Here is a 26,630-nt window from a genome sequence, read left to right on the forward strand (position 1 = left end):
CACCCGCTTATTGGCCGGTGGCAAAGTCTGTTTCTGGGCCCTTCGCGACCTTATTGCCCTTCCCAGGACCATCCCCGAAGTGTGGGGCGGATAAGAGATTAGCCGAGGCTCAAACCGTCGCTGTTGACCCAACCGAGACATTGGCCAAGCCCAACCACAACGCTCTCGACGCCGGTTTCCGCCCCTAGCGAAGCAACCGTTTTAACCGCTAAGATGCCGTCTCCTGAGCTTGGGCGAGCAAATGCGACGGCGCGAGTTCATCACACTTGTCGGCAGTGCGGCCACATGGCCGCTCGCAGCGCGTGCTGAGCAAATGCCGATGATCGGCTTTCTAAGCCCCTTACCGAGCGGCGAGCCCCCGCCATTTGCCGGCTTCCGGCGGGGTCTGGCTGAAGAGGGCTACGTGGAGGGCAAAAACCTCGCAATCGAAAGCCGTTTTGCCAATTTCAGACCGGAGCTATTGAAGGAGGCTGCTGGCGATCTTGTTCGGCTTCAAGTGAATGTCATTTTCGCAGCTTATCCAGAGTCGCTTACTGCGGCCAGGAACGCAACGAATAGCGTTCCTACTGTTGCGGTAGACCTGGAGAGCGATCCCGTTGCGATGGGATATATCAAGAGCCTTGCGCGCCCGGGTGGCAATTTGACCGGGATGTTTCTTGATCTTCCGGAGTTGAGCGGGAAACAGGTTGGGCTGCTCAAGGAGATGGTCCCCGGGCTCTCTCACATAGCAATCTTTGGCGTCCCCGGCCTCAACGCGGCGCAATTCGCTGCGACTGCGGCGGCGGTACGGGCGGTCGGGGTCGAAGCCGAAATTATTGAGGTGCAGGTCCCGGATGATTGGGGACGCGCCTTGGAGGCCGCCAAAACAAGGCAGGTCGAAGCCGGTATTTTGTTGTCGTCGCCTCTTGTCTTCGTCTCTTCAAAGCAAATCGGGGAGCTTGCGTTGGCAAATCGACTCCCTCTCATTTCCTTGTTCGGCGAATTTCCAAAAGCCGCAGGTTTCATGGCTTATGGCCCAAACATAAACTCGATGTGGCAAAAGGCCGGGATTTATATTGGGAAAATCCTGCACGGTGCCAACCTAACGACTTACCGATACAGCGGCCGGAGAAGTTCGATCTCGTAATCAACCTCAAGACTGCTGAAGCGCTCGGCCTCAGCGTGCCGCCGACGCTGCTCGCCCGCGCCGACGAGGTGATCGAATAGGGATGTTATTTGCTGCAACGCACGAGACTCCACGGGCCCATGGCTTTCTGTATACTCCCTGACGGATTTATTGCCGGTCTCCGCGAGTGTCGGTGCTCGACTTCAAGAGGACAGATGTCGTTCGCAATAAAGCGGCGCGACTTGATAACATTGCTCGGCGGCGCAGCAGCGTTGTTGCCGCTCGCCGCGCGGCCGCAGTCGGCAACAGGCAAGGTCCCGCGCATCGGCTTTCTTCAGTTTAATATTGGGCGGCGCGAAAACGAAGCGGCGTTCATGCAGGGCTTGCACGAGGCCGGGTACATTGATGGCCGGAATGCAATCATTGAAACTCGTTATTACGAGCCGATGCGCGACGAACTTGCCAGACTCGCGAGCGAGTTGGTTGCTCTCAGGTGCGATGTCATCTTCGCCGCCGCTCCATATGCGATTCAAGCTGCGATGAATGCGACGAGCACTATCCCGATCATCGGGGTCGACTTGGAAAGCGACCCTGTGGCGAGCGGATGGGTCGAGAGTCTCGCCAACCCCGGCCGCAACATGACCGGATTGTTCCTCGATCTTCCTCAGCTTGCCGGTAAACAGATTGAACTCCTCAAGGAAGCCGTCCCGATGTTGTCCCATTTAGCGGTTCTTTGGGATTCCACGATCGGCATCGTCCAGTTTCGTACTACCGAGGCAGCGGCGCGGGCGGCGGGGATCATGCTGCAATCGCTATCGGTCCAGCGCTCAGAAGATTTCATGAACGCCTTCGACCCCGCTCTACGCGAACGTGTCCATGGTATGGTCGTGCTCTCTTCGCCACTCATCAACACGCATCGCTCACAGATTGTCGAGTGGGCACTTGAGCATCGCTTGCCGACGATCAGCCTCTTCACACAATTCCCAAAATCTGGCGGGCTGCTAGCCTACGGCCCAAATCTGGCCGATCTTTATAAGGGGGCGGCAATCTACGTCGATCGAATCCTCAAAGGCGCCAAGGTAGGCGAATTGCCCATTCAGCGACCAACCAGATTTGATCTGATCATCAATCTGAAGACCGCCAAGGCGCTCGGCCTCGACATCGCGCCAACGCTTCTCGCCCGCGCCGATGAGGTGATCGAATAACTGCCGATGACTGGTTGTGGACCCTTGGCGGACCTGACGGCTGCTCTGACAAGGGTCGCTTTTTGATCCAAGTGGACATTGGGTGACGTGCAGTCGTGACACGGTTGTCGAATGTGACCATGACCTATCGAGTTATCTCTGCTAACCTTCGAAACAGGCGGCGGAGGGAACACGTCAATGTTGCGCCGGCGAGAGTTCTTTGCTCTCCTTAGCGGCGGCCTGTTGGCCTTGTCGCAAAAAGTTCGTGCTCGGCAAAAGGGGCGTATGGCCCATATCGGCGTACTCATGAACTTCGCGGAAGATGACAGCGAGGGAGCAACACGAGCGTCTGCTTTCGTGCAGGGCCTAGAAGCTCTTGGCTGGAATAATGATCGCAACTTGGAGATCTCTTATCGTTGGGGCGCCGGAGATTCCGAGTTGTTTCGCAAGTATGCGCAGGAGCTGGAAGCGTTAGCGCCTGACGTTATTTTGGCAACGGGCACTCCAGTAGTCGAGGCGCTACAACGCGTGACTCGCAGCATTCCCATTGTATTTGTCACAGTCATCGATCCGGTAGGTGCTGGCTTCGTCGAAAGCCTGGCTCATCCTGGAGGTAACACCACAGGATTCACGCTGTTCGAATTTGGTTTGAGCGGAAAATGGGTAGAGCTTCTGAAGGAGTTCGCGCCGTCGGCGAAGCGAGTAGCGATTCTGCGGGATTCAGCAATCGGTTCCGGAACGGGACAACTCGCCGCAATTCAAGCTGTCGCGCCTTCGTTAGGAGTCGAGCTGAGCCCCATTGGAGTGCATGATGCCGGCGAAATCGAGCGCTCGCTAACAGCGTTCGCGAGGACCGCAAATGGCAGCCTGATCGTGACGGCGAGCACGCTCGCGCTAGTTCACCGTCAACTGATCATTTCCCTCGCTGCACAACACAGCCTGCCGGCAGTCTACGCTGATCGCACCTTCGTTCGCGCCGGAGGACTCATCTCATACGGGCCCAACCGCGTCGATCCATACCGGCGCGCCGCTGAATATGCTGACCGCATTCTGAGAGGGGAGAAACCATCTGATCTTCCTGTCCAAGCCCCGACAAAGTATGAGCTAATCGTCAATCTCAAAACGGCAAAAGCCCTTAATTTAGTCATGCCCCAGAGCGTTCTGGCCCGCGCCGACGAGGTTCTGGAATGACACGGGTTGCTGCTTGAGTCCGGTATTGGCCCTTGGCTGCTTCGCTGTCCGCACGCGCTAATGTCGGCTTGCGGAGTGCGAGCGGACCGAGGACGAAGATCGCCGTGACGCCCGCATGTGACCCCTTAGGCGACATCTGCTGTGAACTGGTGGCACTGGCTTTGGGTAGACGTTTCAGTCCCTTTATGGCGGTCGTTTGATCGGGTAAGGTGCCGTCTTCTGAGCCGGGGGCGCACATGCAACGGCGCGAGTTCATCAGGCTTGTCGGCGGCGCTACGGCGTGGCCGCTTGCGGCGCGCGCGCAGCAACGGAACGTGGCAACCATTGGGGTCCTGGTGCGTGCTGCTCCCGGCTGGGAGCGATTCTGGCGGTTGTTTCCTCAGGCGTTGCGCGACCTCGGCTACATCGACGGGAAAAACATTCGGTTCGAATTCCGATCTGACCAGGGGCATATGAGCCATCTTCCCGAATTGGCGGCGGAATTGGTGCGGCTCAAAGTCAACGTGATCGTGCCTTGGTTCACGCCGGCTGCACTCGCGGCCAAGCAAGCGACGCACGAGATTCCAATCATCTGCGCGGCCTGCGGTGACATGGTCGGAACTGGGTTAGTCGAGAGCCTCGCCCGGCCGGGTGGAAATGTTACTGGCAATTCTAGCCTGAACGCGGAGCTTGCCGCCAAAACTGTCGAACTGATCCGCGAGATAGTGCCCTCTGCGAAGCGGGTCGCGGCACTGGCTAACGCGGCCGACCCCTTCTCGAAGTCGTTTCTTAAACAGATTCAGTTGGCGGGCGAAGCCACCGGCACGGTAATCGATCCGGTCATGATTCACGACGCCGAGGAACTCGATGCAGCGTTTGCGGCAATGGAGGGTCAATTGACCGATGCGATTGTTGTCCAGCCGAGTCTACCGACCAAGCGAGCAGCGGACTTGGCGCTCAGCTATCGGATACCCGCCGTTTGCGCCTGGCGACAGTTTCCTCGCGATGGCGGACTCGCGGCCTATTTCGGTGCGGAAGATGACATGTACCGACAGGCCGCCGTTTTCGTGGACAAGATCCTGAAGGGAGCCAAGCCGGCGGACCTTCCGGTCGAGCAGCCGACCAAGTTTGAGATAGTGGTCAATGTAAGAACTGCAAAGGCGCTCGGCATAACAGTGAGCCCGGCGATTCTTGCGCGCGCCGACGAGGTCATCGAATAGCGCCGGCGATGTCGCCTATTCGGCCGCAGCTGCTTCCCTGTCCGCACGCGCTAATGTCGGCTTGCGGGGTGCGAGCGGACCGAGGACGAAGATCGCTGTGACGCCCGCATGTGGTCACTCGCGTCTTTTTGGCCACACGTCAGCCTTTTCCGGTCTACCCCTGACTGCCGACATGCGGACCAACGCTGGATTTCGTCGGTATGGGCCACAAGCGGAAGTGACAAGCCTTATTCAATCACCTCGTCCGCGCGTGCGAGGAGGTGCGCCGGGATTTCGATACCGAGCGATTTCGCCGTCTTGAGATTAATGACAAGCAGGTACTTGGTGGGTTGCTCGATAGGAAGCTCGGCCGTTTTGGCGCCCCTCAGAATTCGGTCGACATAGTGAGCCCCAATTCGAGCCAAGGCAGGAAAGTCCGGCCCGTAGGAAATCAATCCGCCCGCGCGCGCGAAGTCGGGGTCGAACGAGATCGATGGTAAGCCGGCCTGTAGCGCGAGATCGGGTACGCGGTTCGACGGAAAGCCAAAGATTGGGTCGCTAAATATGTCCAGGGCCTCTGCTCCCCGTGTTTTTGCAGCGGCAATGGCGCGAGGCACTTCCCCCGCCTCGTGCAAATCAATTACGTCTAGCTCAAAGCCGAGCTTGGCGGCCGCAGTTGGCGTCTCCGGAAACACCAGCCGATGCATCTCGTTTGAGGTGTTGAGAAAAACTGCTACGCGCTTGGCCTGTGGCAAAACCTCTCGAAGAATACCAAGAAACTTCCCACCAAAATCGATCCGATCCATCGTTGCGACGCCCGTCAGGTTTCCGCCCGGATGGGCAAGGCTTGACGCAAGTCCCATACTGACCGGATCGGCGACCAGAATGATTACAATTGGTACGTCGGGGGTGGCGTTCTTTGCAGCCCGCGCAGCGTAGGGAGTGAACGCGACGATGAGATCGGGTTTCGACCGCACGAGGTCGGCCGCAAGCGCCGGAAGCTGGTCGAGGTGATAATCCGGGTCCTTCCGCTCAATCGTGATGGTGGTGCCCTCGACCCAGCCGATTTTTTGAAGCTCGTCCGAGAACGCCTCACTGAAGGGAACCTTGCAAGCGGGCGCGCAAAGTATGCCGATCCGCGCCACTCTCCGCACCGATTGAGATGTGGCTGCCGACGCGAAGGACAGCAGCACAACCAGAATGGCGCACATTGTAGCGGCAAATCGTCTCATGCGATCACCGTGTCGCGGCACAGAAGCTAATAGCAGCTTCGAGACGATCGAGCGATCACAAATGACCGCTATGACCCTGGCTGTGTGAAAACGCGCAGGATCGAAACACGACTAGAATTACATTCTTCAGTTCGCCGTCGTCACTTTCCAGCAACCGATTGAGCTATGTCCATTCGTGGCCTTTCGCAACATATTGCACCGCCACACTACGTCGGTCGATAACGGGGTATAGCGGAATTCGGCAGGCCGCCGTCTAGTGCAGCGGACGGCGCTCATGACCCTGAGGGGACCTTCGCTCGTGCCTACCAATCGCATATGCTAACTTGCAGCCGTCCAGACCCTAACTTTCGGGGAAGACATGCGACGTCGCGATTTCATTGCATTTTTGAGCAGCGCGGCGGCCGCATGGCCACTGACCGTTCGAGGGCAACGGCCCTCGTCGCCCTTGATTGGGGTGCTCAGCAGCGGACCGGCCAAATTGCGCGAGGATCAGTCGGACGGTCTTCGGCGCGGGCTAAAGGAGGCTGGCTTCGTTGAAGGCGAGAACTTGAGTATCGAGTACCGTGGGGCGGACGATCATTATGACCGCTTGCCGGCATTGGCTGCCGAGCTTGTTAGCCAATCCGTCGCGGTTATCGCGACGGCCGGCGGTCCCGTGGCGGCCCTTGCGGCAAAATCAGCAACCAACACGATCCCGATCGTATTCGCTGCCGTCTCCGACCCGGTCAAGAGCGGCTTGGTTGCAAGTCTCAATCGCCCTGGAGGGAATGTGACCGGAAACGCAGGGTTGACCATAGAACTCGACGCCAAGCGGCTTGAACTGCTGAGCGAATTGACTCCGAGAACGCGGGTGATCGGCGCGCTGGTCAACGCCAATCGGCCCGGGGTCGACGTCGAGGAGCACGATTTGCTCGAAGCGGCAAAAAAACTGGGCCGTGAACTCGTGATCCTTCGCACGGCTGACGGTCCTTCGATCGAGTCGGCCTTCGATACGCTGGCCAAACGCGACATTGCCGGGCTCGTGGTGGGTGCGGATGCGCTGTTCAATGATCACCGTCAGCAGGTCGTCTCGCTCGCAGCACGCTACGCGTTGGCAGGTGTCTATCCATGGCGCGAATATGTGACCGCGGGCGGCCTCTTGAGTTACGGGGCAAATCTGCTGGAAGGGTATCGGTTGTCGGGTCTCTATGTCGGTCGTATCCTGAAGGGAGAAAAGCCGGCCGATCTGCCGGTCGTTCAACCTCAGAAATTTGAGCTCGCCATCAATCTCAGAACAGCGAAAACGCTCGCGATCGATATCCCGCCGGCAGTCATCGCACGCGCTGACGAGGTGATCGAATAGCAGTTGCTTGCTGCGTCGCATCGTCCGGTTGTGGCCCATCTCGACCAACGCGCCCGACTGGCCACCTGTCCGCTGCGTGGGGTAGACCGGACCTCACTGGCACCGGGCTAGACTGTAGCGATTGACCCGGAGCGGGCATCCGGCATGGCGCGAAAGTTGAGAATTGTATAAGCTTTAAGCCTCGTTCTGACCCAACCTGGGGGGGAGCGAAATGCGGCAACGCGGTGCAAGCGAACATCCGATCAAGGGTCCGCGCGCTAGTGGGCGCAAAGCGGCCGGACTATCGGTCGCAGCCCCGTCCATGGCCGATCTGCAAAACCAGGTAGGCGCTCTCACCCGCGCACTGAGAGAAGCGCGTGAGCACCAGACCGCGACCGCCGACGTGCTGAAGATCATCAGTCGCTCGACCTTCGACCTCAAACCCGTTCTCGAGACTGTCGCCCGGGCTGCCGCGCGTTTGTGCGAGGCCGAGATGGCGTTCATCTCGCAGCGCAACGGCGACGTCTTCGGCTACGTCGCGGCCGTCGGCTTGACACCTGGAGCGGCGGCCGGTGCCGCCAGATTACAGAAGTACCTTGATACCCATCCGGTTTCTGGACTTTCCGGGCGGCGGACAATGACCGGGCGCGTCATCTCGGAACGTCGCGCTGTGCAGATCGCCGACATCACCGCCGATCCGGAATATCAGTTTCCCGAGATCTTCAAGCTCGCGAAAGTACGCGCACTCCTTGGTGTCCCACTGCTGCGGGACGGCGAGGCGATTGGTGTAATGGCCTTGGCGCGCCAACGAGCCGAGCCGTTTACCGAGCGGCAGATCGAGTTAGTGCGCACCTTTGCCGACCAGGCGGTGATCGCCATCGAGAACACGCGATTGTTGACCGAGCAGCGCGAAGCGCTCGAGCGACAAACCGCGACCGCCGAGGTCCTGCAAGTGATCAATTCATCGCCCGGTAATCTTGCGCCGGTATTCGACGCCATGCTCGACAATGCATTGGCATTGTGCGGTGCAGCTTTCGGCGCGCTTTGGACGTATGACGGCGAGCGAATTCACGCTGCCGCTCTCCGCGGCGTGCCGGCCGAGCTTGCAGAATTCCTGACGCGATCTCCCCATCCGGTCGGGCGTGACAACGCACACGCTCGCCTGCTGCGCGGTGAAGCTGTCGTACATATTCCCAATGTCGCGGAGGACAGAGCCTACCTGTCGGGGGACCCAATCCGCCGGGCGCTCGTCGAGGTGGCCGGCGGCCGCACCCTGCTCGCGGTACCGCTGCGCAAGAGCCACGCGTTTCTCGGCGATTTCGTCATCTACCGCCAGGAAGTAAAGCCGTTCTCCGATAAGCAGATCGCGCTATTGCAGAACTTCGCCGCGCAGGCGGTGATTGCGATGGAGAATGCACGGCTGCTCGGTGAGCTGCGCGAGCGCACCTCCGACCTCGCGCGCTCGGTGGATGAGCTCACTGCAACCGGTGACGTGCTCAAGATCATCAGCCGTTCCACCGTCGACCTTGAGACCGTGCTCAACATGCTGGTGGAGACGGTGGCTCGCCTCTGCCGCGCCGACCAGGTAGGTATGACCCGCAGGCACGACGATATGTACCATCTGATCGCGTCTTACGGCTTTTCTCAAGAGGCAAAGGAATTCATCGCCACCCATCCATTCGCACCGGGCCGCGGTAGTCTGAACGGTCGTGTGGTGATGGAGCGCCGCGCAGTGCACATCCCCGATGTCTTGCAGGATCCGGAATATACCTATAGCGCGGGACAGAAGGCCGTCGGCTTCCGCACGTTGCTGGGCATTCCGCTTTTGCGCGAGGATGCTCTGATCGGCATATTCGCCATTACACGCACGCGCGCCGAGCCGTTCACGACTAAGGAGATCGAGCTCGCCACGACCTTCGCCGACCAGGCGGTGATCGCGATCGAGAATGCACGGCTGTTCGACGAACTAAGGCAGTCTCTGCAGCAGCAGACGTCGACTGCCGAGGTACTGAAGGTGATCAGCCAGTCAGCCTTCGACCTGGGCTCGGTTCTGCAAACTTTGGTCGAATCAGCCGCCCTCCTTTGCGAGGCAGACCAGGCCACCATTACCCGGCAAGCCGGCGACGCCTTCTATCGCGCGGAGTCGTGCGGCTTCTCGGGCGAATTCATGGATCATCTCAGGACAATTCCCATTAAGCCGGAACGCGGCTCGGCCGCTGGGCGTGCGCTGCTCGAAGGGAGAGCTGTTCATATAGCGGACGTCCAATCTGACCGAGAATATGCCTTGGTGAGAGAATCCAAATGGGGCGGCTTTCGTACTGTGTTGGCTGTTCCGATCCTCCGCGAGGGCATCCCAGTCGGCGTGTTGTCGCTGACGCGGTCGGAGGTCCGGCCATTCACTGCCAAGCAGATCGAATTGGTCTCGACCTTCGCAGATCAGGCGGCGATCGCAATCGAGAACGCCCGTCTGGTTGGTGAGTTGCGCGAGCGTCAGGCCGAATTGCGCGTCACTTTCGATAACATGGGCGATGGTGTTGTCATGTTTGATGCCAACACGCGTCTTGTTGCGTGGAATCGCAATTTCCAGGAGATCCTTGATCTGCCCGACGACTTTCTCGCCCAGCGGCCGACTTACTCGGAGTATTTCCGCCATCTCGCCCTGCGTGGGGAGTACCCTGCCGATCTGGAGACCGAACTGAGCCGCACTCTCGACGATACAAGCCGGGAGCTCCGCTTCGAGCGCACGCGCCCGGACGGACGAGTTATCGAAGTGCGCCGGAACCCGGTGCCGGGCGGCGGCTTCGTGCTGATCTATGCCGATATCACCGAGCGGAAGCGCGCCGAGGAGGCGATCCGGGTCGCGCGAGATGCGGCCGAGGCGGCACTGCGTGACTTGCAGGCGGCGCAGGCCAGCCTGGTCCATGCGCAGAAGATGGCGGCACTTGGACAACTGACCGCCGGCATCGCGCATGAGATCAAGAACCCGCTCAATTTCGTCAACAATTTCGCCGGTCTGTCCGTCGAGCTGCTGGAGGAATTGAAGGGAGCGACGGCGCAGGCGATCGGCGCACTCGACGCCGACAAACGCGCCGAGATTATCGAGACAATTGGAATGCTGACCGGCAATCTCGAGAAGATTGCCGAACACGGTCGTCGCGCCGACGGCATCGTACGGGGCATGCTGCAGCACTCGCGAGGCAGCAGCGGCGACTGGCAAGCTGCCGATCTGAACGCGCTCGTCGAGGACAGTTTGAACCTCGCCTATCATGGTGCCCGGGCCCAGGACCCGGATTTCAAGGTCACGCTGGAGCTCGACCTCGATCGCAATCTCGCGCCGATCGCGGTTGTGCCGCAGGATGTCAGTCGCGTGCTCCTCAATCTCATCAGCAACGGATTCTATGCTGTCATCAAACGCAGCCGCGAGGGCAACACCACTTTCAGCCCGCTGCTGAAGATCGCGACCCGCGAGTTCGGCGAAGGCGTCGAGATCCGCGTACGTGACAACGGCGTTGGTATTCCGCCTGAGCATTGCGAGAAACTATTCCAGCCGTTCTTCACAACCAAGCCGACCGGCGAAGGTACGGGCCTTGGTCTGTCGATTAGCTACGAGATCATAACCCAACAGCACGGCGGCACGATCACGGTCGATAGCGAAGTCGGCGACTTCACCGAGTTCACGGTACGGCTGCCGCGACGCCAGCATGCGGTGGTGGGATGAACGGGATGGGCGTCAGCATCCTGGCTGGCAACAACGAGGTAGATGTCGCCGATCCGTTCCACCAGCCTTTGCTGTTCGCGCTTGCCGATGGCGTGAACAAGATTTCGCTGCGGTGCATGAGTCCGAAACTGGCCCCAAGCAGCGGTGGGGCACACCTCTGCTATTCAGCCGCTGTCAGGTGATGAGCAGACAAACGGCGAAGGAGCCGAAATCGACGCTCTTGGCCCATCTGCGACATGGACGGCCGAAATTTTTCGGCGCAAATTGAGCTTAGAACCGCCTTCCGACAATTGCATATTGCTACTGCTGCTTCGGGGCGAGCAATGCGACGGCGAGATTTCATTCAAGGAATTACCGCTGTTTCGGCAGCCTGGCCGCTTGTGGCTCGCACACAGCAACTTCCTGCGCAGCCGTTGATAGGTTTCCTTAGCACGCGCTCGCCCGAGGAAGCCGCCATTCACACCAGTGCCTTCCGCCGCGGGCTCGAAGAGATGGGTTATATCGAGGGTCGTAGCGTCGCCGTTGAGTATCGCTGGGCAAAGGGCGACTACAGCCAGTTGCCGCCTCTTGTCGCCGATCTGCAGAGCCGACCGCTTTCGGTCATCGTTGCCACCGGCGATCCGGCCGCGCACGCGGTCCGGGCAGCGGGCTTCGCCACACCGGTCGTTTTCATCGTCGGCCAGGATCCGGTGCGCACGGGTCTGGTGGCGAGCATGAACCGGCCGGGTAGGGCCACGGGCGTCAACTTCTTCACGGCCGATCTGGGCGGCAAACGGCTGGAGCTTCTTTGTACTTTTGTGCCGTCGGCGCACGTCATCGGGCTTCTGAACAACCCGAGTTTCGGGATGGAAGCAGTCGACCAGTTCCGACAGTCGGTAGCCGCCGCAGCTCAGTCGCTCGGCCGCGAGTTGGTCGTGCAGAGCGCATCGACAGATGCCGAGATCGATTCCGGTTTTGCAGCGCTGATCAAGGCTGGCGTCACCGCCCTGGTGATGCAGAACGACCCATTCTTCGACTCTCGGCGAAGCCGGATTATTGCGGTGTCATCTCGTTATCGCCTGCCCGGCATCTTCCACATCCGGGAGTTTCCGGCGGATGGCGGGCTGATGAGCTATGGTGCCAGCCTCGCCGACACCTACCGCCAGGTCGGCGTGTATGCTGGCAAGATTCTACGGGGAGCCAAGTCGGACGACCTTCCGGTTCTGCGGCCGACCAAGTTCGAACTGGTCGTCAACATTCAGACCGCAAAAGCACTCGGCCTCACGGTACCACAATCCATCCTCATCGCGGCCGACGAACTGATCGAGTGAGATCGGCACGATGTCTGGATGCGGCCCCAAGCGCCGGTTGGGAGATGTCTGCTATTCCGCCGCTGTCAGGGGATAAGCTGACATCCAGCGAACCCGCCAAATGACGCGAGTGACCCAACCGAGACATTGGCCAAGCCCAACCACAACACTCTCGACGCCGGTTTCCGCCCCTAGCGAAGCAACCGTTTTAACCGCTAAGATGCCGTCTCCTGAGCTTGGGCGAGCAAATGCGACGGCGCGAGTTCATCACACTTGTCGGCAGTGCGGCCACATGGCCGCTCGCAGCGCGTGCGGAGCAAATGCCGGTGATCGGCTTTCTAAGCCCCTTACCGAGCGGCGAGCCCCCGCCATTTGCCGGCTTCCGGCGGGGTCTGGCTGAAGAGGGCTACGTGGAGGGCAAAAACCTCGCAATCGAAAGCCGTTTTGCCAATTTCAGACCGGAGCTATTGAAGGAGGCTGCTGGCGATCTTGTTCGGCTTCAAGTGAATGTCATTTTCGCAGCTTATCCAGAGTCGCTTACTGCGGCCAGGAACGCAACGAGTAGCGTTCCTACTGTTGCGGTAGACCTGGAGAGCGATCCCGTTGCGATGGGATATATCAAGAGCCTTGCGCGCCCGGGTGGCAATTTGACCGGGATGTTTCTTGATCTTCCGGAGTTGAGCGGGAAACAGGTTGGGCTGCTCAAGGAGATGGTCCCCGGGCTCTCTCACATAGCAATCTTTGGCGTCCCCGGCCTCAACGCGGCGCAATTCGCTGCGGCTGCGGCTGCGGCGGCGGTACGGGCGGTCGGGGTCGAAGCCGAAATTATTGAAGTGCAGGTCCCGGATGATTGGGGACGCGCCTTGGAGGCCGCCAAAACAAGGCAGGTCGAAGCCGGTATTTTGTTGTCGTCGCCTCTTGTCTTCGTCTCTTCAAAGCAAATCGGGGAGCTTGCGTTGGCAAATCGACTCCCTCTCATTTCCTTGTTCGGCGAATTTCCAAAAGCCACAGGTTTCATGGCTTATGGCCCAAACATAAACTCGATGTGGCAAAAGGCCGGGATTTATATTGGGAAAATCCTGCACGGTGCCAAGCCTAACGACTTACCGATACAGCGGCCGGAGAAGTTCGATCTCGTAATCAACCTCAAGACTGCTGAAGCGCTCGGCCTCAGCGTGCCGCCGACGCTGCTCGCCCGCGCCGACGAGGTGATCGAGTAGGGATGTGATTTGCTGCAACGCACGAGTCCGTTGTTGGCCCATACCGACGAAAGCCGGCGTTCCTCCGCTTGTCGGCTGCCGAGGGTAAACCGGACCTCACCGAGCATCGCCCAAATCGATCGCGAATCACCCCAAGCCGACTTCAGACCCTTTCGATTGGCGGATTGAGGGGGTAACATCGTAGCAGGTCTTGCCCGGAACGAGGGAAAGCCATGAAACGCCGGAGGTTCATTACGCTTGTTGGTGGCGCGGCGGCGAGTTGGCCGCTCACCGCACTGGCGCAACAAGCCTCGACGAGAGTATATCGCCTCGGTTACCTTGCGCCTGCGCACATTTCGCATTTGGTGGACGCGCTGTTTGGTGCGTTGCGTGACCTCGGCTACGTGGAAGGACAAAATCTCAAGGTCGAGTATCGGTATGGGACGGGAAAGGAACTCGACGAATTGGCCGCAGAGCTTGCAAAGGGCAAGCCGGACGTCATTGTCACCGTAGCGACGCCGCCGGCCCTCGCAGCAAAGCGGGCTACCACAACGATCCCGATCGTCATGGCAACAGCCGGGGCGCCAGTGAGCCTCGGCGTGGTGGCTAGTCTTGCTCGGCCCGGTGGCAATGTAACTGGTGTTACTCTTTACGGGTCTGAGCTTAACGCGAAGCGCATCGAAATCTTCCGGGAGGCCGTGCCGACAATCAAACAGCTGGCGTTTCTTGCCAACGCTAAGAATACTTACAGCCGTTTTTTGTGGGGGGAGGCGGAGCCTGCGTCGCTGAGGATTGAGTTGAAACCCGTACTATATGAGTTGCAGGAATTGAGCGACCTTCCAGCAACATTTTTGGATATGGACCACAAGCAAATCGACGGGGTCATTGTTTTTTCTGATGCGTTGTTCAACAACGCGCGCCGTCAAATCACTGCTCTAGCGGCCGAACATCACTTGCCTGCGATGTACGAAGCACGGGAGTTTGTTGATGAAGGCGGGCTGATCTCATATGGACCTGACATCGAAGAAATGACCCGTCGATCGGCGATCTATGTGGATAAGGTCCTGAAGGGCGCCGATCCGTCAACTCTCCCAATTGAGCAACCAACCCGTTTCGAACTTGCCATCAATGCCAAGTCTGCGAAGGCCCTCGGTCTGAGTTTGTCGCCAACACTGCTTGCCCGCGCTGACGAAGTGATCGAATAGTCGCCGCGATGTCGCCTTCTGGCCCGTTCGAGACCTGCCGGCGCAATCTGACAACGCCCGCTTATCCGGCTAGACCGGAAGTCGTCGTCTCAGGGGCAAACCGACGCGTTCTCTACCATCGGGCGTCTGGCTGATCGCCGCTCGATGTGATCAAATCGCCCCAGCGCGGTTTTTGGTAGGTACTCAAATGAGAAGGCGGGACTTTGTCGCCGCTCTTGGCGGCTCAGCCATCGTGTGGGCCGCTGAGTATGTCAGCGCACACGGCGCCGATGATCGTGCGCGGCGAATAGGTATCTTGTCTGGAATGCCATTGATAACGCTGCCCTCCTTCGAAGAGGGGCTTCGAGAACTCGGCTGGAAGTTGGGCCGGGACATTGAGATCAAATACGTTTCTGCCGACGGTCACTTGGACCGCCTGCCGGCCCTCGCAGCTGAGCTCAGCAAATTGAAGCCCGATATCATCCTTGCTCTTTCAGGCCCCGAAACCAAAGCGGCGAACGCGGTGGCAGGAGGCGATATTCCCATCGTGTTCGCCGTACACGGCGATCCAGTTGCCGCTGGGGACGTTAGAAGTCTTGCGAATCCGGGCGGGATGATCACAGGCCTTTCCCAAATGCAGCCCGAGTTGAGCCGCAAACAACTCGAGGTGCTCAAGGAGTGCGTACCGGATATTTCGCGTATTGCAGTCTTGTGGAACTCTACCGTTGCCTTGAAGCTAAAGGATTGGAGCGAGTTGAACTTGGCTGCGCAGGCGCTGCGCCTTCACCTTGAATCAAAGGGATTGCAAGGTCCCGCTGACCTCGACAGCATTGTCGCGCAATTGAGAGCGGACCGACCTGACGCCATTCTGGTTCTTGGCGATCCGCTCACGGTCAGCTTGAGGGCAGCCATTGCCGACTTCGCATTAGAGCAACGTCTGCCCGCAGTATACCCGTTCCGTGTGTTCGTCGACTCCGGTGGGCTGATATCCTACGGAGCCGATAGTGACGATCTATTTCGTCGCGCCGCAGGCTATGTCGATAAGATACTGAAGGGCGCGAAGCCGAGCGACTTACCTATCGAGCAGCCGATCAAGTTCGAGCTTGTAATTAATTTGAAGACGGCAAAGACGCTCGGGATCATCATCCCGCCAACCCTCCTCGCGCGCGCCGAGGTAGTTGAATAGCCCAGTCAATGTCTCTTTTTGGCCCATCTCGACCAACGCGCCCGACTGGCCACCTGTCCGCTGCGTGGCGTAGACCGGACCTCACTGGCACCGGGCTAGACTGTAGCGATTGACCCGAGACGGACGTCAGCGAATTTCATTTTACGATGCGCAGGCTGGTTTCCGTCCTATCAATGTGCTCGTTTTCGCCGATATGATGTTGCTTCCCGAACAGGAGGGAGACCCATGAAGCGACGAGAACTTCTTGGTCTTATTGGCGGAGCGGCAGCTTGGCCGCTCCGGGCGTGGGCGCAGCAGCCCAAGAGCGTACCTCGCATTGGCTTCCTGGTGACGGGTTCGATCGAGTCTCCCGAGGCGCGCGCAGCCCTAAAAGCTTTCGATCAAGGACTACGAGAATTCGGCTATATCGATGGTCAGAACGTGTTCGTAGAGGTTCGAGGTGCGGACTTGAACGTCGAACGGTTTCCGGCGCTGGCAAGTGAACTGGTCCGCCTTAACGTCGATCTCATCGTCGCATCGAATACCCCCGCTGCGCGTGCCGTACAGCAAGCTACTACCACTATTCCCATTGTCGTGCCGGTTATGGGCGATCCTGTGGGAGACGGGCTGGTGGCGAGCCTTGCTCGACCGGAGGGAAACATCACTGGGTTGACCTTCCTGGGCCCGCAGCTTGTCCCCAAGCGCCTAGCCTTGCTCAAGGAAGCGCTACCCACCGCGACGCAGGTGGCCGCTCTTTGGCATCCAGGCGCCTATGGAGAGCGCACGATGAATGACATGGTGACGGAAGCAAAAGAGGCTGCACTGACCTTGGGAGTGCACCTTCGACTTGTTGCTGTGCACGCTCCTGACGATTTGGATCGAGCATTTTCCACGATTACCGGAGAACGTGCGGACGCCATTCTCATATTTCCGAGCCCGATGCTTTACAATCAACGAAAACGCATTGTCGAACTCGCGGAAGCGCGTCGGTTGCCTATAGTGGCGATGGGTAAAGAGTTTGTACAACTTGGTGGGTTCATGTCCTACGGAGCGGACATTATGGACTTCAATCGGCGCTGCGTTGCCTATGTGGATAAGATACTCAAAGGCGCGAAGCCTGCTGACTTACCGGTTGAACAACCCACCAAGTTTGAACTTTTCATCAATCTCAAAACGGCAAAGACGTTTGGTATCGAGATTCCACCGTCGCTGGTCGCTCGCGCAGAGAGGTGATCGAATGAATGCGCTCGCGGCGCTGACGGGTGCGCTTGTCCTCGCGGTGTTGACACCCAGCGCACTAGCTACGCCTTGCTTTATCGTGACGCTGACCGGTACCCAAGGGGGACCAACAGTGTTCAATGGTCAGGCCGGTGCTGGAACGTTAGTGAGCTACGGTGATGACAGCAACAGTTGTGCCGCCCTCAAGCTCCAATTCGACGCTGGTCGTGGCACAAGCATGCGGCTCTCGCAGATCAACGTAACACCGGTTGAGCTTAGCGCAATCTTCCTGACGCACATCCATGGTGACCACACTGAAGGACTGCCGGACGTGCTGGCTTTGCGTTGGTACCTCAAGGGTCCAAAGGTTGACATTGTGCAGCGCAGACGTAGTTTCGCGTCCCGGCTCAGTCAATAGTTGCCGAAACTACGTCACTCATATTGCCGATGCATTTCTTCAGTCGGGTGAGGTCGCCGAGCGGACGTCCGAGGATCGCACGCGCCTTGCGGGCGGCCCGGCAGAATTGGCCAATGTGCTGACTTTCGAGCCCAATGAGGAGGCTCAACCCGTGTGGACGTCGGGCGAGGTAAAAGTGAGTGCCATCCGATCAACGCATATAGCGGGACATGCGTCCTATCGCGTGGATACACCGGCTGGGAGCGTCGTTATTGGCGGCGACGCGAGCAACGACACACCAGCGCCGCCCCGGTCGCACTCCACCTCAGATCAGGTTGAACGCTTGGCGCAGGGAGCCGATGTCATCGTACATTCGACAATACATCCGGTGCTCGGGCCGGACCGCGGCAGCGGCTTTCCAGCGCCAACCTTCTATCGCCAGAGCCTAGCCACCGATCTTGGCGCAATGGCGAAGCGTGCGGGCGCGAAGTATTTGATGTTGACGCACCTTGCCCCGTCGCTCGGTACTGGACGGCACAATCGCTGGGAGGTGCCAGGCGGCCCTCTGACGGAAGCAGACTATCGAAAGGCCGTCGAAGAAAGTGGTTTTACAGGAAAAGCCATCGTGGGCACCGACTTAACCGCACTTCGGTTGCCAGCGCCTTGATCATTTAGCCCGATGTCCGGCCACCGGTGATGTCGCCTATTGGGCCCATACCGACAAAGTCCGGCCCCGGCCTAAATGTCGGCTGTTAGAGGTTGACCGGAAAACGGCCGACAAGCGCGTGGGTCTGACTTTGTTCTCACAAATGGGGTATCCTGTGCTTAAGTGCCGCCGGGGCCGCATATGCAATTCGATCGATTGAAGCGTCGCGAGTTCATCGGGCTGGTGGGTGCCGCGACGGCCTCCATGCCGTTCTCCGGGCGTGCGCAGCAACAGGCCCCTACGATAGGATTTCTCCATCAAGGGTTTCCGGAGCCGTTGCTCAATACGAACGCCTTCAAAAAAGGTTTGAGCGAGGCCGGCATCGATAGCCAAACAGTCAGGATTGAGGATCGCGCCGCCAATGGTCGTTATGATCGGTTGCCTGAACTCGCGGCGGAGCTGGTTGCGCATGACGTCGCGGTCATTGCGGCTAATTTTCTTCCGGCGGCGCTTGCAGCAAAGGCGGCGACACAGATAATTCCGATTGTTTTTTTGAGCGGCAGCGATCCAATCAAGTCGGGGCTGGTATCTAGCATCAATCGACCGGACGGCAATGTCACCGGCATCGCTCCGATGTTCACGCTGTTGGAAACCAAGAATCTGGAACTGCTGCACGAGCTTGCCCCCGGGGCAAGTGTGATTGGGGCGCTTGCGAATTTGACGAACCCCAATATGGAGCACCAGCTCGGGGATCTGCGGGCAGCGGCTGGTGTGATCGGCCTCGATATCGTTGTCCTACGCGGCAAGGACGAGCCGGAAATCGACGCCAGCTTTGCCAGTTTGCACGAACACCGGATCGGCGCAGTGGTCGTGACCGCTGATGGTTTTCTAATCAGCCGCCAGGATCAAATCGTTGGGTTGGCAGCTCGTTATGCGATGCCGACAATGTATCCACTGAGCCAGTATGTGCTGGCGGGCGGGCTGATGAGCTATGGTGCCAACCTTCGCGATGCCTTCCGACAAATGGGCATCTATGTCGGGAGGATACTCAAAGGCATGAAGCCTACCGATTTGCCGGTCCTGCAGCCGACTAAGGTCGAGTTCGTGATCAACCTCAAGACCGCCAAGGCGCTTGGTCTCGAAATACCCCCCAAATTGCTTGCGCTCGCTGACGAAGTCATCGAATAACCCTGCAGCCGGCCACCTTGGCTCACAGCATTGCACGAGTCCGACTGTGGCCCATACCGACGAGTACGGGCGTTCGCCTGCATGTCGGCTGTTGAGGGTAGACCGGAATAACCGACCTGCGACCGAAAAGGATGCGAATGTGAAGGGTTTCGGATGCCGGCCGGCTGAGGCACGGCGCCCCGGTGCTGGGGTACGTCGAGGACGTGACAATCATTGATGCGCGAGTGGGCGGTATCTGCAATTGGCTGCAAGCCGCGAGCCGGCAGACCTTGTTGGGTTCGGCGGCTGGAGCGCGCTCACCGCCGTGGTAACCAATAATCCTGCGAGAAGACCGCGCCGCCGCAAATGCCCTCTCAAGGAGCCCGGAATGTAGGTTGAATCATCCCATTTCGATCCGGACGCCTTTGCCGCCGTTTAAGAGCCGCCTCAAATGAAAGCCTGCGAGTGAATCGTCGGAATGCATGCCGACAAGAGCAGCGAAAGCTGGCATTGCACCTAAATCGTTGGCCTCGAGCTTCGCGAAAGCCTCAAAGTATCTGTTGGTCGCCGGGGCTGCAAATTCTTCAGGTCTTAAGGGCTCGTAGGCCCGAAGCGGCTCGCTCCGGCCGCGCAAGACGAGATCGCCGACGGGACGCCCGAGAAAACATTCCGCGGCATTTGCGATCGCTGCACTGGCGCAGATGCGCGTACCCAGGGGCTTGTTAGCCGCTTCGAGTCGCGCGGCGGTATTTATGGTATCGCCATAGGCCGTGTAATCGAAGAAACGGCTCCCGCCGAAATTCCCGACCAGCGCAGGGCCGGTATGGACGCCGATGCGGGTTGCGCCGAAGGCAATACCTTTCGCTTTCCAGCGCTCGCGAAAGATTTGCGCCCAGGTATCAAGCTCATGAGCGCAGGCAACCGCTCGCGTGGCATGATCGGGCTGATCTCCTGGAGCATTGAACAGGATCTGGATCGCGTCGCCGATCACCTTGGCCACAGTGCCTTCGTGCGCGAAAACGACATCCGTCATCCCGCCCACATATTCGTTGAGCAATTCACCCAGCGTCTCCGGTGGCGCAGTCTCGACCAGCGCGGTGAAGCTGGTGATATCGGTAAAGATGGTTGCTACCTCCCGCCAGTGCACCGCCATTCCGTTAGCCGCGTCACTGCCGGCGGCAAGTCGCTTTGCAAGCTCCGGCGAAAAGTAGCGTGAAAGAGAGGCGTGAGCACGCTCGGCCTCGATCTGCCGCCGCCGCGCCTCCCGGAGTACCTCGATGTGCCGGATAGTCTTCTGGATCGTCGTTTCCAGATCCGCGAAATCGATCGGTTTGGTCAGAAAATCGAACGCGCCGCGATTCATGGCGACCCGGATATTGCTCATGTCCCCATAAGCTGAGACGATGATCGTCGACTTCCTATCTTCAGCCTCCTGGAGCTTGGCGAGGAGCGACAATCCATCCATCCGCGGCATATTGATATCTGAGACGACCAGGTCGACATCAGGGTGTTGCTCGATCGACTGCAGCGCCTCGAGCCCATCACGTGCAAAGATGAAGCTGACCGCGCCCCCTTGGATCTGCCTGCGGAATTTCTGCAGGATCAGGTCCTCGAGATCTGGTTCGTCGTCAACTATGAGAATCGTCGTCATCACGCAGCCTGCTCGAGCCGCGCATCGATCTCGTGACGCAGCAACGCAAAGTCGATTGGCTTGGTGAGAAGGGCGACGGCGCCGCGCTCGATTGCCTTCCTTCGGGTTTCCGGGTCGCCGTAAGCCGTGATCATGATCACGGGAACGTCCGGCCGCCGCGCCCGCACCTCTGGCAGCATCTCCAGCCCGCTCATCCCGGGCATGTTGATATCCGAGAGGATCAAGATGAGGGTAGGATCTCGCAGCTCGACCGCGCGCTGCAACGCCATGGGGGCCGATGAAGCGAACTCCATCAAGAACCGGCCAGCTCGCAGATCGCGACGGAATTGCTGGCGAAACAGCGCCTCCACATCAGGTTCGTCATCGACAACGAGAATGTAAACGCTCAATTCGCTTCTCCAATATTTGATTGCGCCACCAGCGCCCGCTGTAATGTGATAATGAATTCGGTGAATGCTCCTGGCTCGGTATCGACGTCAATTTTGCCGCCATGCTGTTTCACGACGATATCGTGGCTCATGGACAGGCCAAGTCCAGTGCCTTCTCCGGCGGGCTTGGTCGTGAAAAATGGATTGAAAATCTTCTCCCGGACTTCCTGGGCGATGCCGGTACCGTTGTCGCGAATTCGAATCTCGACTCTATTTCCAAGGTCTTTGGTGCTCGCGCTGAGTGTTGGCTCAAACCCGTTCGCAGCCGCCTGCTGTCGTTTCGTGGCGGAATAAAAGCCGTTCGAAATCAGATTGAGGAGTACCCTGGTGATTTCCTGCGGGTACACGTCGACCATGCCTGCGTTGGGATCGAAATCACGCATCAACGTGATATTGAATCCGGATTTCTCGGCGCGAGCGCCGTGATAGGCGAGATTCAAGCTCTCTTCCACGATCGCGTTGATGTCGACGGGGCGATGCTCGCCGCTTCCTTCGCGCGAATGTAGCAGCATGTTCTTGACGATCGAATCGGCGCGCTTGCCGTGCTGTACGACCTTCTCGAGATTTCCTTTGAGCATATGCGTGAGTTCGTCGATCTCCTCGCGCGTCTTCTCGTCGAGCGAAGCCGATTTGAGTGCCTCGTTTAGCTCGTCGATCAGTTCGGTGGACAGCGCCGAAAAATTATTGACGAAATTCAGCGGATTCTTGATCTCATGGGCAATGCCGGCGGTGAGCTGGCCGAGAGAAGCGAGCTTCTCGGTCTGGATCAGGCGATCCTGCGCGGTGCGCAGATCCTCAAGCGACTGCGAAAGCTCTTTCGTACGCGCCTGCACCTCGTTGAAGAGGCGGGCATTTTCGACGGCGATCAACGCTTGGTCCGCGTAGGTGCGGACCAATTCAATTTCTCGCGGGGTAAACGGGCCTGGCTCTGATCTTCCCAGTCCGAATACGCCCTCGACGCGCCCGCTTAGCACCATTGGGACCCCAAGGACTGCGCGATACCTTCCCAATTGGGGACCTCCGGGGAAGCTGTATTCGGGGTCAGCGAGCACATCCGGCAGATGGACAACCTCGGCCGTGAGAAAGGCACGCCCGATGAAACGGCTCCGCTCTGCCTTCGCAGGTCGTTCCTGAAGAAATTTGTAAAACTCCTTGGTCATTCCCGATTGGGCGCGGACACGCAATACGTCACCATCACGCAGGTAGATGTTAGCCGTATCGGTGCTCAACAATTGCCGCGCCGATTCAGCGAGCGTTTGCAAGACCGGTTCCAGATCGAATGCCGAGCGGCTGATAACTTTCAACACTTCCGCAGTTGCTGTTTGCTGCCGCAAAGATTCCCTCAATTCGGCTGTTCGCTTCTCGACCTTGTTCTCCAGATCCGCATAGGATTCCTGTAAGCGCACGCCCATGTCGTTGAATTGATCGGCAAGCTCTTCCAGTTCGTCGCCTGTCTTGATAGCGATGCGCTGGGAAAAATCGCCGCCGCCGATGCGTTCTGCACCAATCCGCAAGGCCCGTATCGGGCCAACCATGCGGCGCGCCAGGAAGATCCCAGCAAGCACCGCGAAGATCGACGCCGCCAGCAAGACGATCGCAAGCCGCTGCAGTGCCGCGTAGAGTGATGCGTAGGCTTCCTCGACCGGCAACTCCACGAACATAGTCCAGCGCAATGGCTCGATAGGCGCGGAGGCTGTAAGTACCTGCTGACCTTGGACATTAAGAGATCCCTGCAATTCGTCGCTCATCCCGTGACCGGCGAGGGCAGCCTGCACTTGCGCCAACTTCGACATGTCGGTGTTTCGGAGCACCAGACTGATGTCGGGATGCGCGATCAGTCGTCCCTGTGAGCCGACAACGTAGGCGCGCCCGTGCTGGCCAACCTTGATCTGAGAGACTACGTCCCAGATCAGCTTTAGATTGACCTCCGCGATACTCACGCCGGCATCCTTCCGTGTGCCGGCGATCGCCAAGGTCATATACGGTTCTGATTCCCTCCGGAAATAGACAGGTCCATAGTAGACCCTGTGCGCCACCGTTTCGGTGAACTTTGCATCGTGGGAGAGGTCGATCCTGCTGTCGATCACATCCATCGCCAAGCGCGATACGCGTAGCCGTTCCTTTCCCGTCGCATCGATCTGCGCCAGCTCAGTAATGGCCGGAACCTGGCGCAACAATCGCAAAGCATCGAAGTGGCGCTGCTCGATCGAACCCGCCGACCACGGCAACTGGGTCGTCCAGCCGAGCTGGCTCTCTATTTCCTTGATGAATTGGCTGATTTTGGCCGCCGCGGCTTCGGCCTGTTCGTGCTGAATGCGGATCAGAGCCGCCTTGTGCTCACGGTAGTAGAAGAAGACTTCGAAGATTCCGTTTGACAAAAGTGCGATACCAACAACCGCGACGAAGAGCGCAACATATTTGCGGAACAGTCGGCTGCGAACTCTTTCGATCGGTGATCTCGAGGCCGATGCGGTGTTTGCCGCCTGGGATGGCGCTACAACTTGGCTTTGTGGCGCGTCGGGGTGGAGGGAAATGCTCATGCGGGAGTATTCCTCACATGGGCGCTGCACGGAGTCCTGGCAGTGACCGCACCGCACGTCCGAGACACGCTGATCTGATGGTGCGTCATGTCGCTACTCAATAACCTTGTCCGCCATCAGCAACACCCGCTCCGGAATGCTCAAGCCTAAAGCCTTGGCGGTGCGGAGATTGACGACAAACAGGAAAGTCGTGGGCTGCTCGACCGGTATATCCGCGGGCTTGGCACCTTTGAGAATACGATCCACGTAGGACGCGGCAGAGGTGAAGAATGCGGTGATTTCGGGCCCATAGCTCATCAGCCCGCCTATGGCGGTATAGCTGCTCACTTGAAAGATCGTTGGCAGACCCGAGTTCAACGCAATCGGAGGCAGCGCCGGTCGCGGAGGATCGGCGAGGACATAGACAACCTCGCAGTTTGCCCCCTTCATGTCCGCGAATGCCGTTTCCAGGTCCTCGGGGTTCGCCGCAATGAAGCCCTCTGCTGTTATGCCTATCGGGCCCGCGGCTTTCATTGCCACGTCAAGCAGATTCGGATGGGTCGGATTATTCGATATCAAGACTCCGATCTTCTTCACCTTCGGAAAAGCGAGCCGAACAATGTCCAGCGTCTTTGCCGTGAGATCCCCGAACATGTTAGCCACGCCCGTGATATTGCCGCCCGGGTGCGCGAAGCTCTTCACAAAGCCAGAGCCGATCGGATCGGTCGACGGCGCCATCACGATCGGAATGGTTGAGGTTGCTTGCAGCGCGGCGGCGCTGGCGGGTGTTGCTTCCGCAATGATGACATCGGGATTCAGCGCGATCACGTCTGTGAGAAGACCCGGCAGCGAAGCATAGTTGCCCTTCGCTTCGCGAAAATCGATCACGAGATTCTTGCCCTCTTCGTAGCCCAGCTTTTTTAGCGAGCTTCGGATCAATTCAAGGATCGCAACGCCCTGACCGGAGGTAACCAAAGCCACGCGGCGGGACTGGGAAGTATCGGCCGCGGCTTGGTCGATCGGAAGAATGGCCAACCCACTCGCCGTTGTGGCGGCCACTGCCACGATGAACTCCCGTCGCTTCATTCGATCACCTCGTCGGCGCGGGCGAGCAGGTTTTTCGGAACAACAATCCGCAGCGTTTTGGCCGTCTTGAGATTGATTGCCGGCACGAACTTGACCGGCTGCTCGATCGGCAGCCCGTCCGATTTAGCTCCGTTGAAGATCCTGTCGACGTAGCCCCCGCCGTGGTGGCACTCGCGTGTTGATTTGGTCCAGCCCGGTCGGCTGTTGACAAGGAAAATCGGTTTTCGCAAACGGTTGCGTTTGGCGAGGATGATCTTGTCATCAAAAAACACCATGACTTGTCACTAATCCATTTGCGCCTCCAACCGACGCAAAAATACGAGGAAAATATTGTGTAGGATAAGGCCGACGATAACAGACCGCAATCGAGCTCGCGGCCTCTGTGGAGGCGAGGAAACTACCACCTCCTTCAGTGGAAATACGGTCAGGGATGCTGTCCCGTGGAAAATGACCCTCCGGCCCTCGCTACCGTCTGCCGATCGCGGCGCACCAATTTGCAGGGCGTCGTGGTCAGATAATAGGATACCTTGATCCCGCGTTGATAGATGAGGGCTCGAGTGAGGCGGCGCGAGTTCATTGCACTGGTTGGTGGCGCCGCGGCGTGTCCGATTGCGGCACGTGCTCAGCTTGCACAGAAGATAGCGCACATCGGAATTGTCAGCATCGGCGGGCCGACTGCAGACATGATGGGGCCGCTGCCGCCAAACCGTACCGTACGTGCGTTTCTGCGCGGAATGGCGGAACTGGGTTACGTTTACGGCCGCGATTTCGTGACCGAGCCGCGCGGCACCAACAGCATCGCGGCGGTTGCTGAACTGGCTAGTCTCCAGCTCGATGTCATTGTCGCGACTGGCGGTGGAACGTCGCTCTCCTTGCTCAAGCAGGCAACGACGACGATTCCCGTCGTTATGACGGCTGCTTCTGCTGATCCCGTGCGCCAAGGGCTCGTCCAGAGCCTTGCCCACCCGGGTGGAAACTTCACCGGGATGAGCATGCAAACTCTGGAGCTCACGGGAAAGCGCCTGGAATTGCTGAAGGAACTCGTTCCAGGCGCAGAGGTTGTGGCGGTATTCTGGGATTCGACGGACGCCGGTTTGTGGCCAGCAGCCGCGGCTGTAGGCCAGGCACGAGGGTGGAAGCTTCTGTCAGTCGAGGTTCGCGATGCAGCCCAAATCGCGCAAGCCTTCAAGACCGCGGCCACTGCGGGAGCTGGCGCACTCCTCATTCCGGCATCGGGCCTTCTCTTTAGCCACGCCAGCCAAATCGTCGAACTGGCCGCGCTGAGCCGCATTCCAACAATGTATGAGCTGAGGTCGTATGTCGATGTCGGTGGCCTCGTCTCCTACGGCGCCAATATCGAGGATATCTGGCGGCGAGCGGCAACCTACGTGGACAAGATATTAAGGGGCGCTAAACCTGCCGAATTGCCAATCGAACAACCGTCCAAGTTTGAGCTTGTGATCAACAAGCGAGCAGCAATAGCACTCGGCCTGATTATGCCGCCATCGATCCTGATCCGCGCCGATGAAGTGATTGAGTAGCCGCTTTGCTGCAAATGCTCGGGTCTCCTCCTGGCCCCAAGCAGCGGTGGGCACACCTCTGCTATTCAGCCGCTGTCAGGTGATGAGCAGACAAACCGCGAAGGAGCCGAAATCGAAGCTCTTGACCCATCTGCGACATTGCCGGTCAAATTTGCTGTAATGCACAACGTTGCATTTGTGATACTCTGATTGCGCGACTTCTACCAGCGGC

21 protein-coding genes are annotated in these 26,630 nt (G+C 58.8%); 15 read left to right on the top strand and 6 right to left on the bottom strand.

Translation table 11 applies throughout. The annotated features are described in order from the left end of the window. Positions 1-241: 241 nt before the first annotated feature. From AKN84_RS40690 to AKN84_RS40705, 4 genes are all read left to right on the top strand, one after another. On the top strand, positions 242-1,126 hold the full coding sequence (locus tag AKN84_RS40690) for an ABC transporter substrate-binding protein (protein WP_050425984.1): 885 nt from the start codon (positions 242-244) through the stop codon (positions 1,124-1,126). Between the two features lie 194 nt (positions 1,127-1,320). Then, positions 1,321-2,310, top strand: a complete 990-nt coding sequence (locus AKN84_RS40695) for an ABC transporter substrate-binding protein (RefSeq protein ID WP_050425985.1) — start codon at positions 1,321-1,323, stop codon at positions 2,308-2,310. A 177-nt stretch (positions 2,311-2,487) separates the two neighbouring features. Beyond that, positions 2,488-3,480 carry an ABC transporter substrate-binding protein gene (locus tag AKN84_RS40700; RefSeq protein ID WP_050425986.1) on the top strand — a complete coding sequence of 331 codons (993 nt, stop codon included), beginning with the start codon at positions 2,488-2,490 and terminating at the stop codon, positions 3,478-3,480. Positions 3,481-3,716: 236 nt separating this feature from the next. Next, entirely contained in the window at positions 3,717-4,679 is a 963-nt protein-coding gene (locus AKN84_RS40705) for an ABC transporter substrate-binding protein (RefSeq protein WP_050425987.1), read from the top strand. Positions 4,680-4,906: 227 nt separating this feature from the next. Here the strand turns inward: AKN84_RS40705 and AKN84_RS40710 are convergent, their stop codons facing one another. Next, positions 4,907-5,890: an ABC transporter substrate-binding protein gene (locus AKN84_RS40710; RefSeq protein WP_128971611.1), complete on the bottom strand. Its 984-nt coding sequence runs from the start codon at positions 5,888-5,890 to the stop codon at positions 4,907-4,909. Between the two features lie 358 nt (positions 5,891-6,248). Here AKN84_RS40710 and AKN84_RS40715 point away from each other — a divergent pair, with 358 nt between their 5' ends. The 10 genes from AKN84_RS40715 (at position 6,249) to AKN84_RS40755 (ending at position 19,215) form a co-directional block, all read left to right on the top strand. After that, positions 6,249-7,232, top strand: a complete 984-nt coding sequence (locus tag AKN84_RS40715; RefSeq protein ID WP_128971612.1) for an ABC transporter substrate-binding protein — start codon at positions 6,249-6,251, stop codon at positions 7,230-7,232. Positions 7,233-7,533: 301 nt separating this feature from the next. After that, positions 7,534-10,929, top strand: coding sequence for a GAF domain-containing protein (locus AKN84_RS40720; RefSeq protein ID WP_050425990.1), 3,396 nt, complete (start codon positions 7,534-7,536; stop codon positions 10,927-10,929). Between the two features lie 5 nt (positions 10,930-10,934). Continuing rightward, complete coding sequence (locus AKN84_RS47635; protein WP_157863396.1) at positions 10,935-11,111, top strand: hypothetical protein; 177 nt, start codon at positions 10,935-10,937, stop codon at positions 11,109-11,111. Positions 11,112-11,252: 141 nt separating this feature from the next. After that, positions 11,253-12,239 carry an ABC transporter substrate-binding protein gene (locus tag AKN84_RS40725; protein WP_157863397.1) on the top strand — a complete coding sequence of 329 codons (987 nt, stop codon included), beginning with the start codon at positions 11,253-11,255 and terminating at the stop codon, positions 12,237-12,239. 299 nt (positions 12,240-12,538) lie between these two features. Next, positions 12,539-13,438, top strand: a complete 900-nt coding sequence (locus AKN84_RS40730; protein ID WP_210168526.1) for an ABC transporter substrate-binding protein — start codon at positions 12,539-12,541, stop codon at positions 13,436-13,438. Between the two features lie 212 nt (positions 13,439-13,650). Beyond that, positions 13,651-14,622 carry an ABC transporter substrate-binding protein gene (locus AKN84_RS40735; RefSeq protein ID WP_050425993.1) on the top strand — a complete coding sequence of 324 codons (972 nt, stop codon included), beginning with the start codon at positions 13,651-13,653 and terminating at the stop codon, positions 14,620-14,622. Between the two features lie 187 nt (positions 14,623-14,809). Continuing rightward, positions 14,810-15,787, top strand: a complete 978-nt coding sequence (locus AKN84_RS40740) for an ABC transporter substrate-binding protein (protein ID WP_050425994.1) — start codon at positions 14,810-14,812, stop codon at positions 15,785-15,787. Between the two features lie 225 nt (positions 15,788-16,012). After that, positions 16,013-16,999 (top strand): ABC transporter substrate-binding protein, encoded by a 987-nt coding sequence (locus AKN84_RS40745; RefSeq protein WP_050425995.1) that lies wholly within the window; start codon positions 16,013-16,015, stop codon positions 16,997-16,999. A 4-nt stretch (positions 17,000-17,003) separates the two neighbouring features. After that, positions 17,004-17,402: an MBL fold metallo-hydrolase gene (locus AKN84_RS40750; protein WP_050425996.1), complete on the top strand. Its 399-nt coding sequence runs from the start codon at positions 17,004-17,006 to the stop codon at positions 17,400-17,402. Positions 17,403-18,228: 826 nt separating this feature from the next. Further along, positions 18,229-19,215: an ABC transporter substrate-binding protein gene (locus AKN84_RS40755; RefSeq protein ID WP_050425997.1), complete on the top strand. Its 987-nt coding sequence runs from the start codon at positions 18,229-18,231 to the stop codon at positions 19,213-19,215. A 379-nt stretch (positions 19,216-19,594) separates the two neighbouring features. Here the strand turns inward: AKN84_RS40755 and AKN84_RS40760 are convergent, their stop codons facing one another. From AKN84_RS40760 to AKN84_RS40780, 5 genes are all read right to left on the bottom strand, one after another. Beyond that, positions 19,595-20,848: an adenylate/guanylate cyclase domain-containing protein gene (locus tag AKN84_RS40760; RefSeq protein WP_128971616.1), complete on the bottom strand. Its 1,254-nt coding sequence runs from the start codon at positions 20,846-20,848 to the stop codon at positions 19,595-19,597. After that, positions 20,845-21,234, bottom strand: a complete 390-nt coding sequence (locus tag AKN84_RS40765) for a response regulator (RefSeq protein ID WP_050425999.1) — start codon at positions 21,232-21,234, stop codon at positions 20,845-20,847. The genes AKN84_RS40760 and AKN84_RS40765 overlap by 4 nt, the downstream gene beginning before the upstream one ends. Then, on the bottom strand, positions 21,231-23,813 hold the full coding sequence (locus tag AKN84_RS40770) for a sensor histidine kinase (protein WP_050426000.1): 2,583 nt from the start codon (positions 23,811-23,813) through the stop codon (positions 21,231-21,233). Before AKN84_RS40770 ends, AKN84_RS40765 begins: the two co-directional genes overlap by 4 nt. Before the next feature lie 93 nt (positions 23,814-23,906). After that, positions 23,907-24,878, bottom strand: a complete 972-nt coding sequence (locus AKN84_RS40775) for an ABC transporter substrate-binding protein (RefSeq protein ID WP_128971617.1) — start codon at positions 24,876-24,878, stop codon at positions 23,907-23,909. After that, complete coding sequence (locus AKN84_RS40780; RefSeq protein ID WP_050426002.1) at positions 24,875-25,153, bottom strand: hypothetical protein; 279 nt, start codon at positions 25,151-25,153, stop codon at positions 24,875-24,877. The genes AKN84_RS40775 and AKN84_RS40780 overlap by 4 nt, the downstream gene beginning before the upstream one ends. Before the next feature lie 282 nt (positions 25,154-25,435). Here AKN84_RS40780 and AKN84_RS40785 point away from each other — a divergent pair, with 282 nt between their 5' ends. Continuing rightward, positions 25,436-26,419: an ABC transporter substrate-binding protein gene (locus AKN84_RS40785; RefSeq protein ID WP_074128692.1), complete on the top strand. Its 984-nt coding sequence runs from the start codon at positions 25,436-25,438 to the stop codon at positions 26,417-26,419. The last annotated feature ends 211 nt before the right edge of the window (positions 26,420-26,630 follow it).

This window comes from Bradyrhizobium tropiciagri (assembly GCF_001189845.1).
GTDB lineage: Bacteria > Pseudomonadota > Alphaproteobacteria > Rhizobiales > Xanthobacteraceae > Bradyrhizobium > Bradyrhizobium tropiciagri.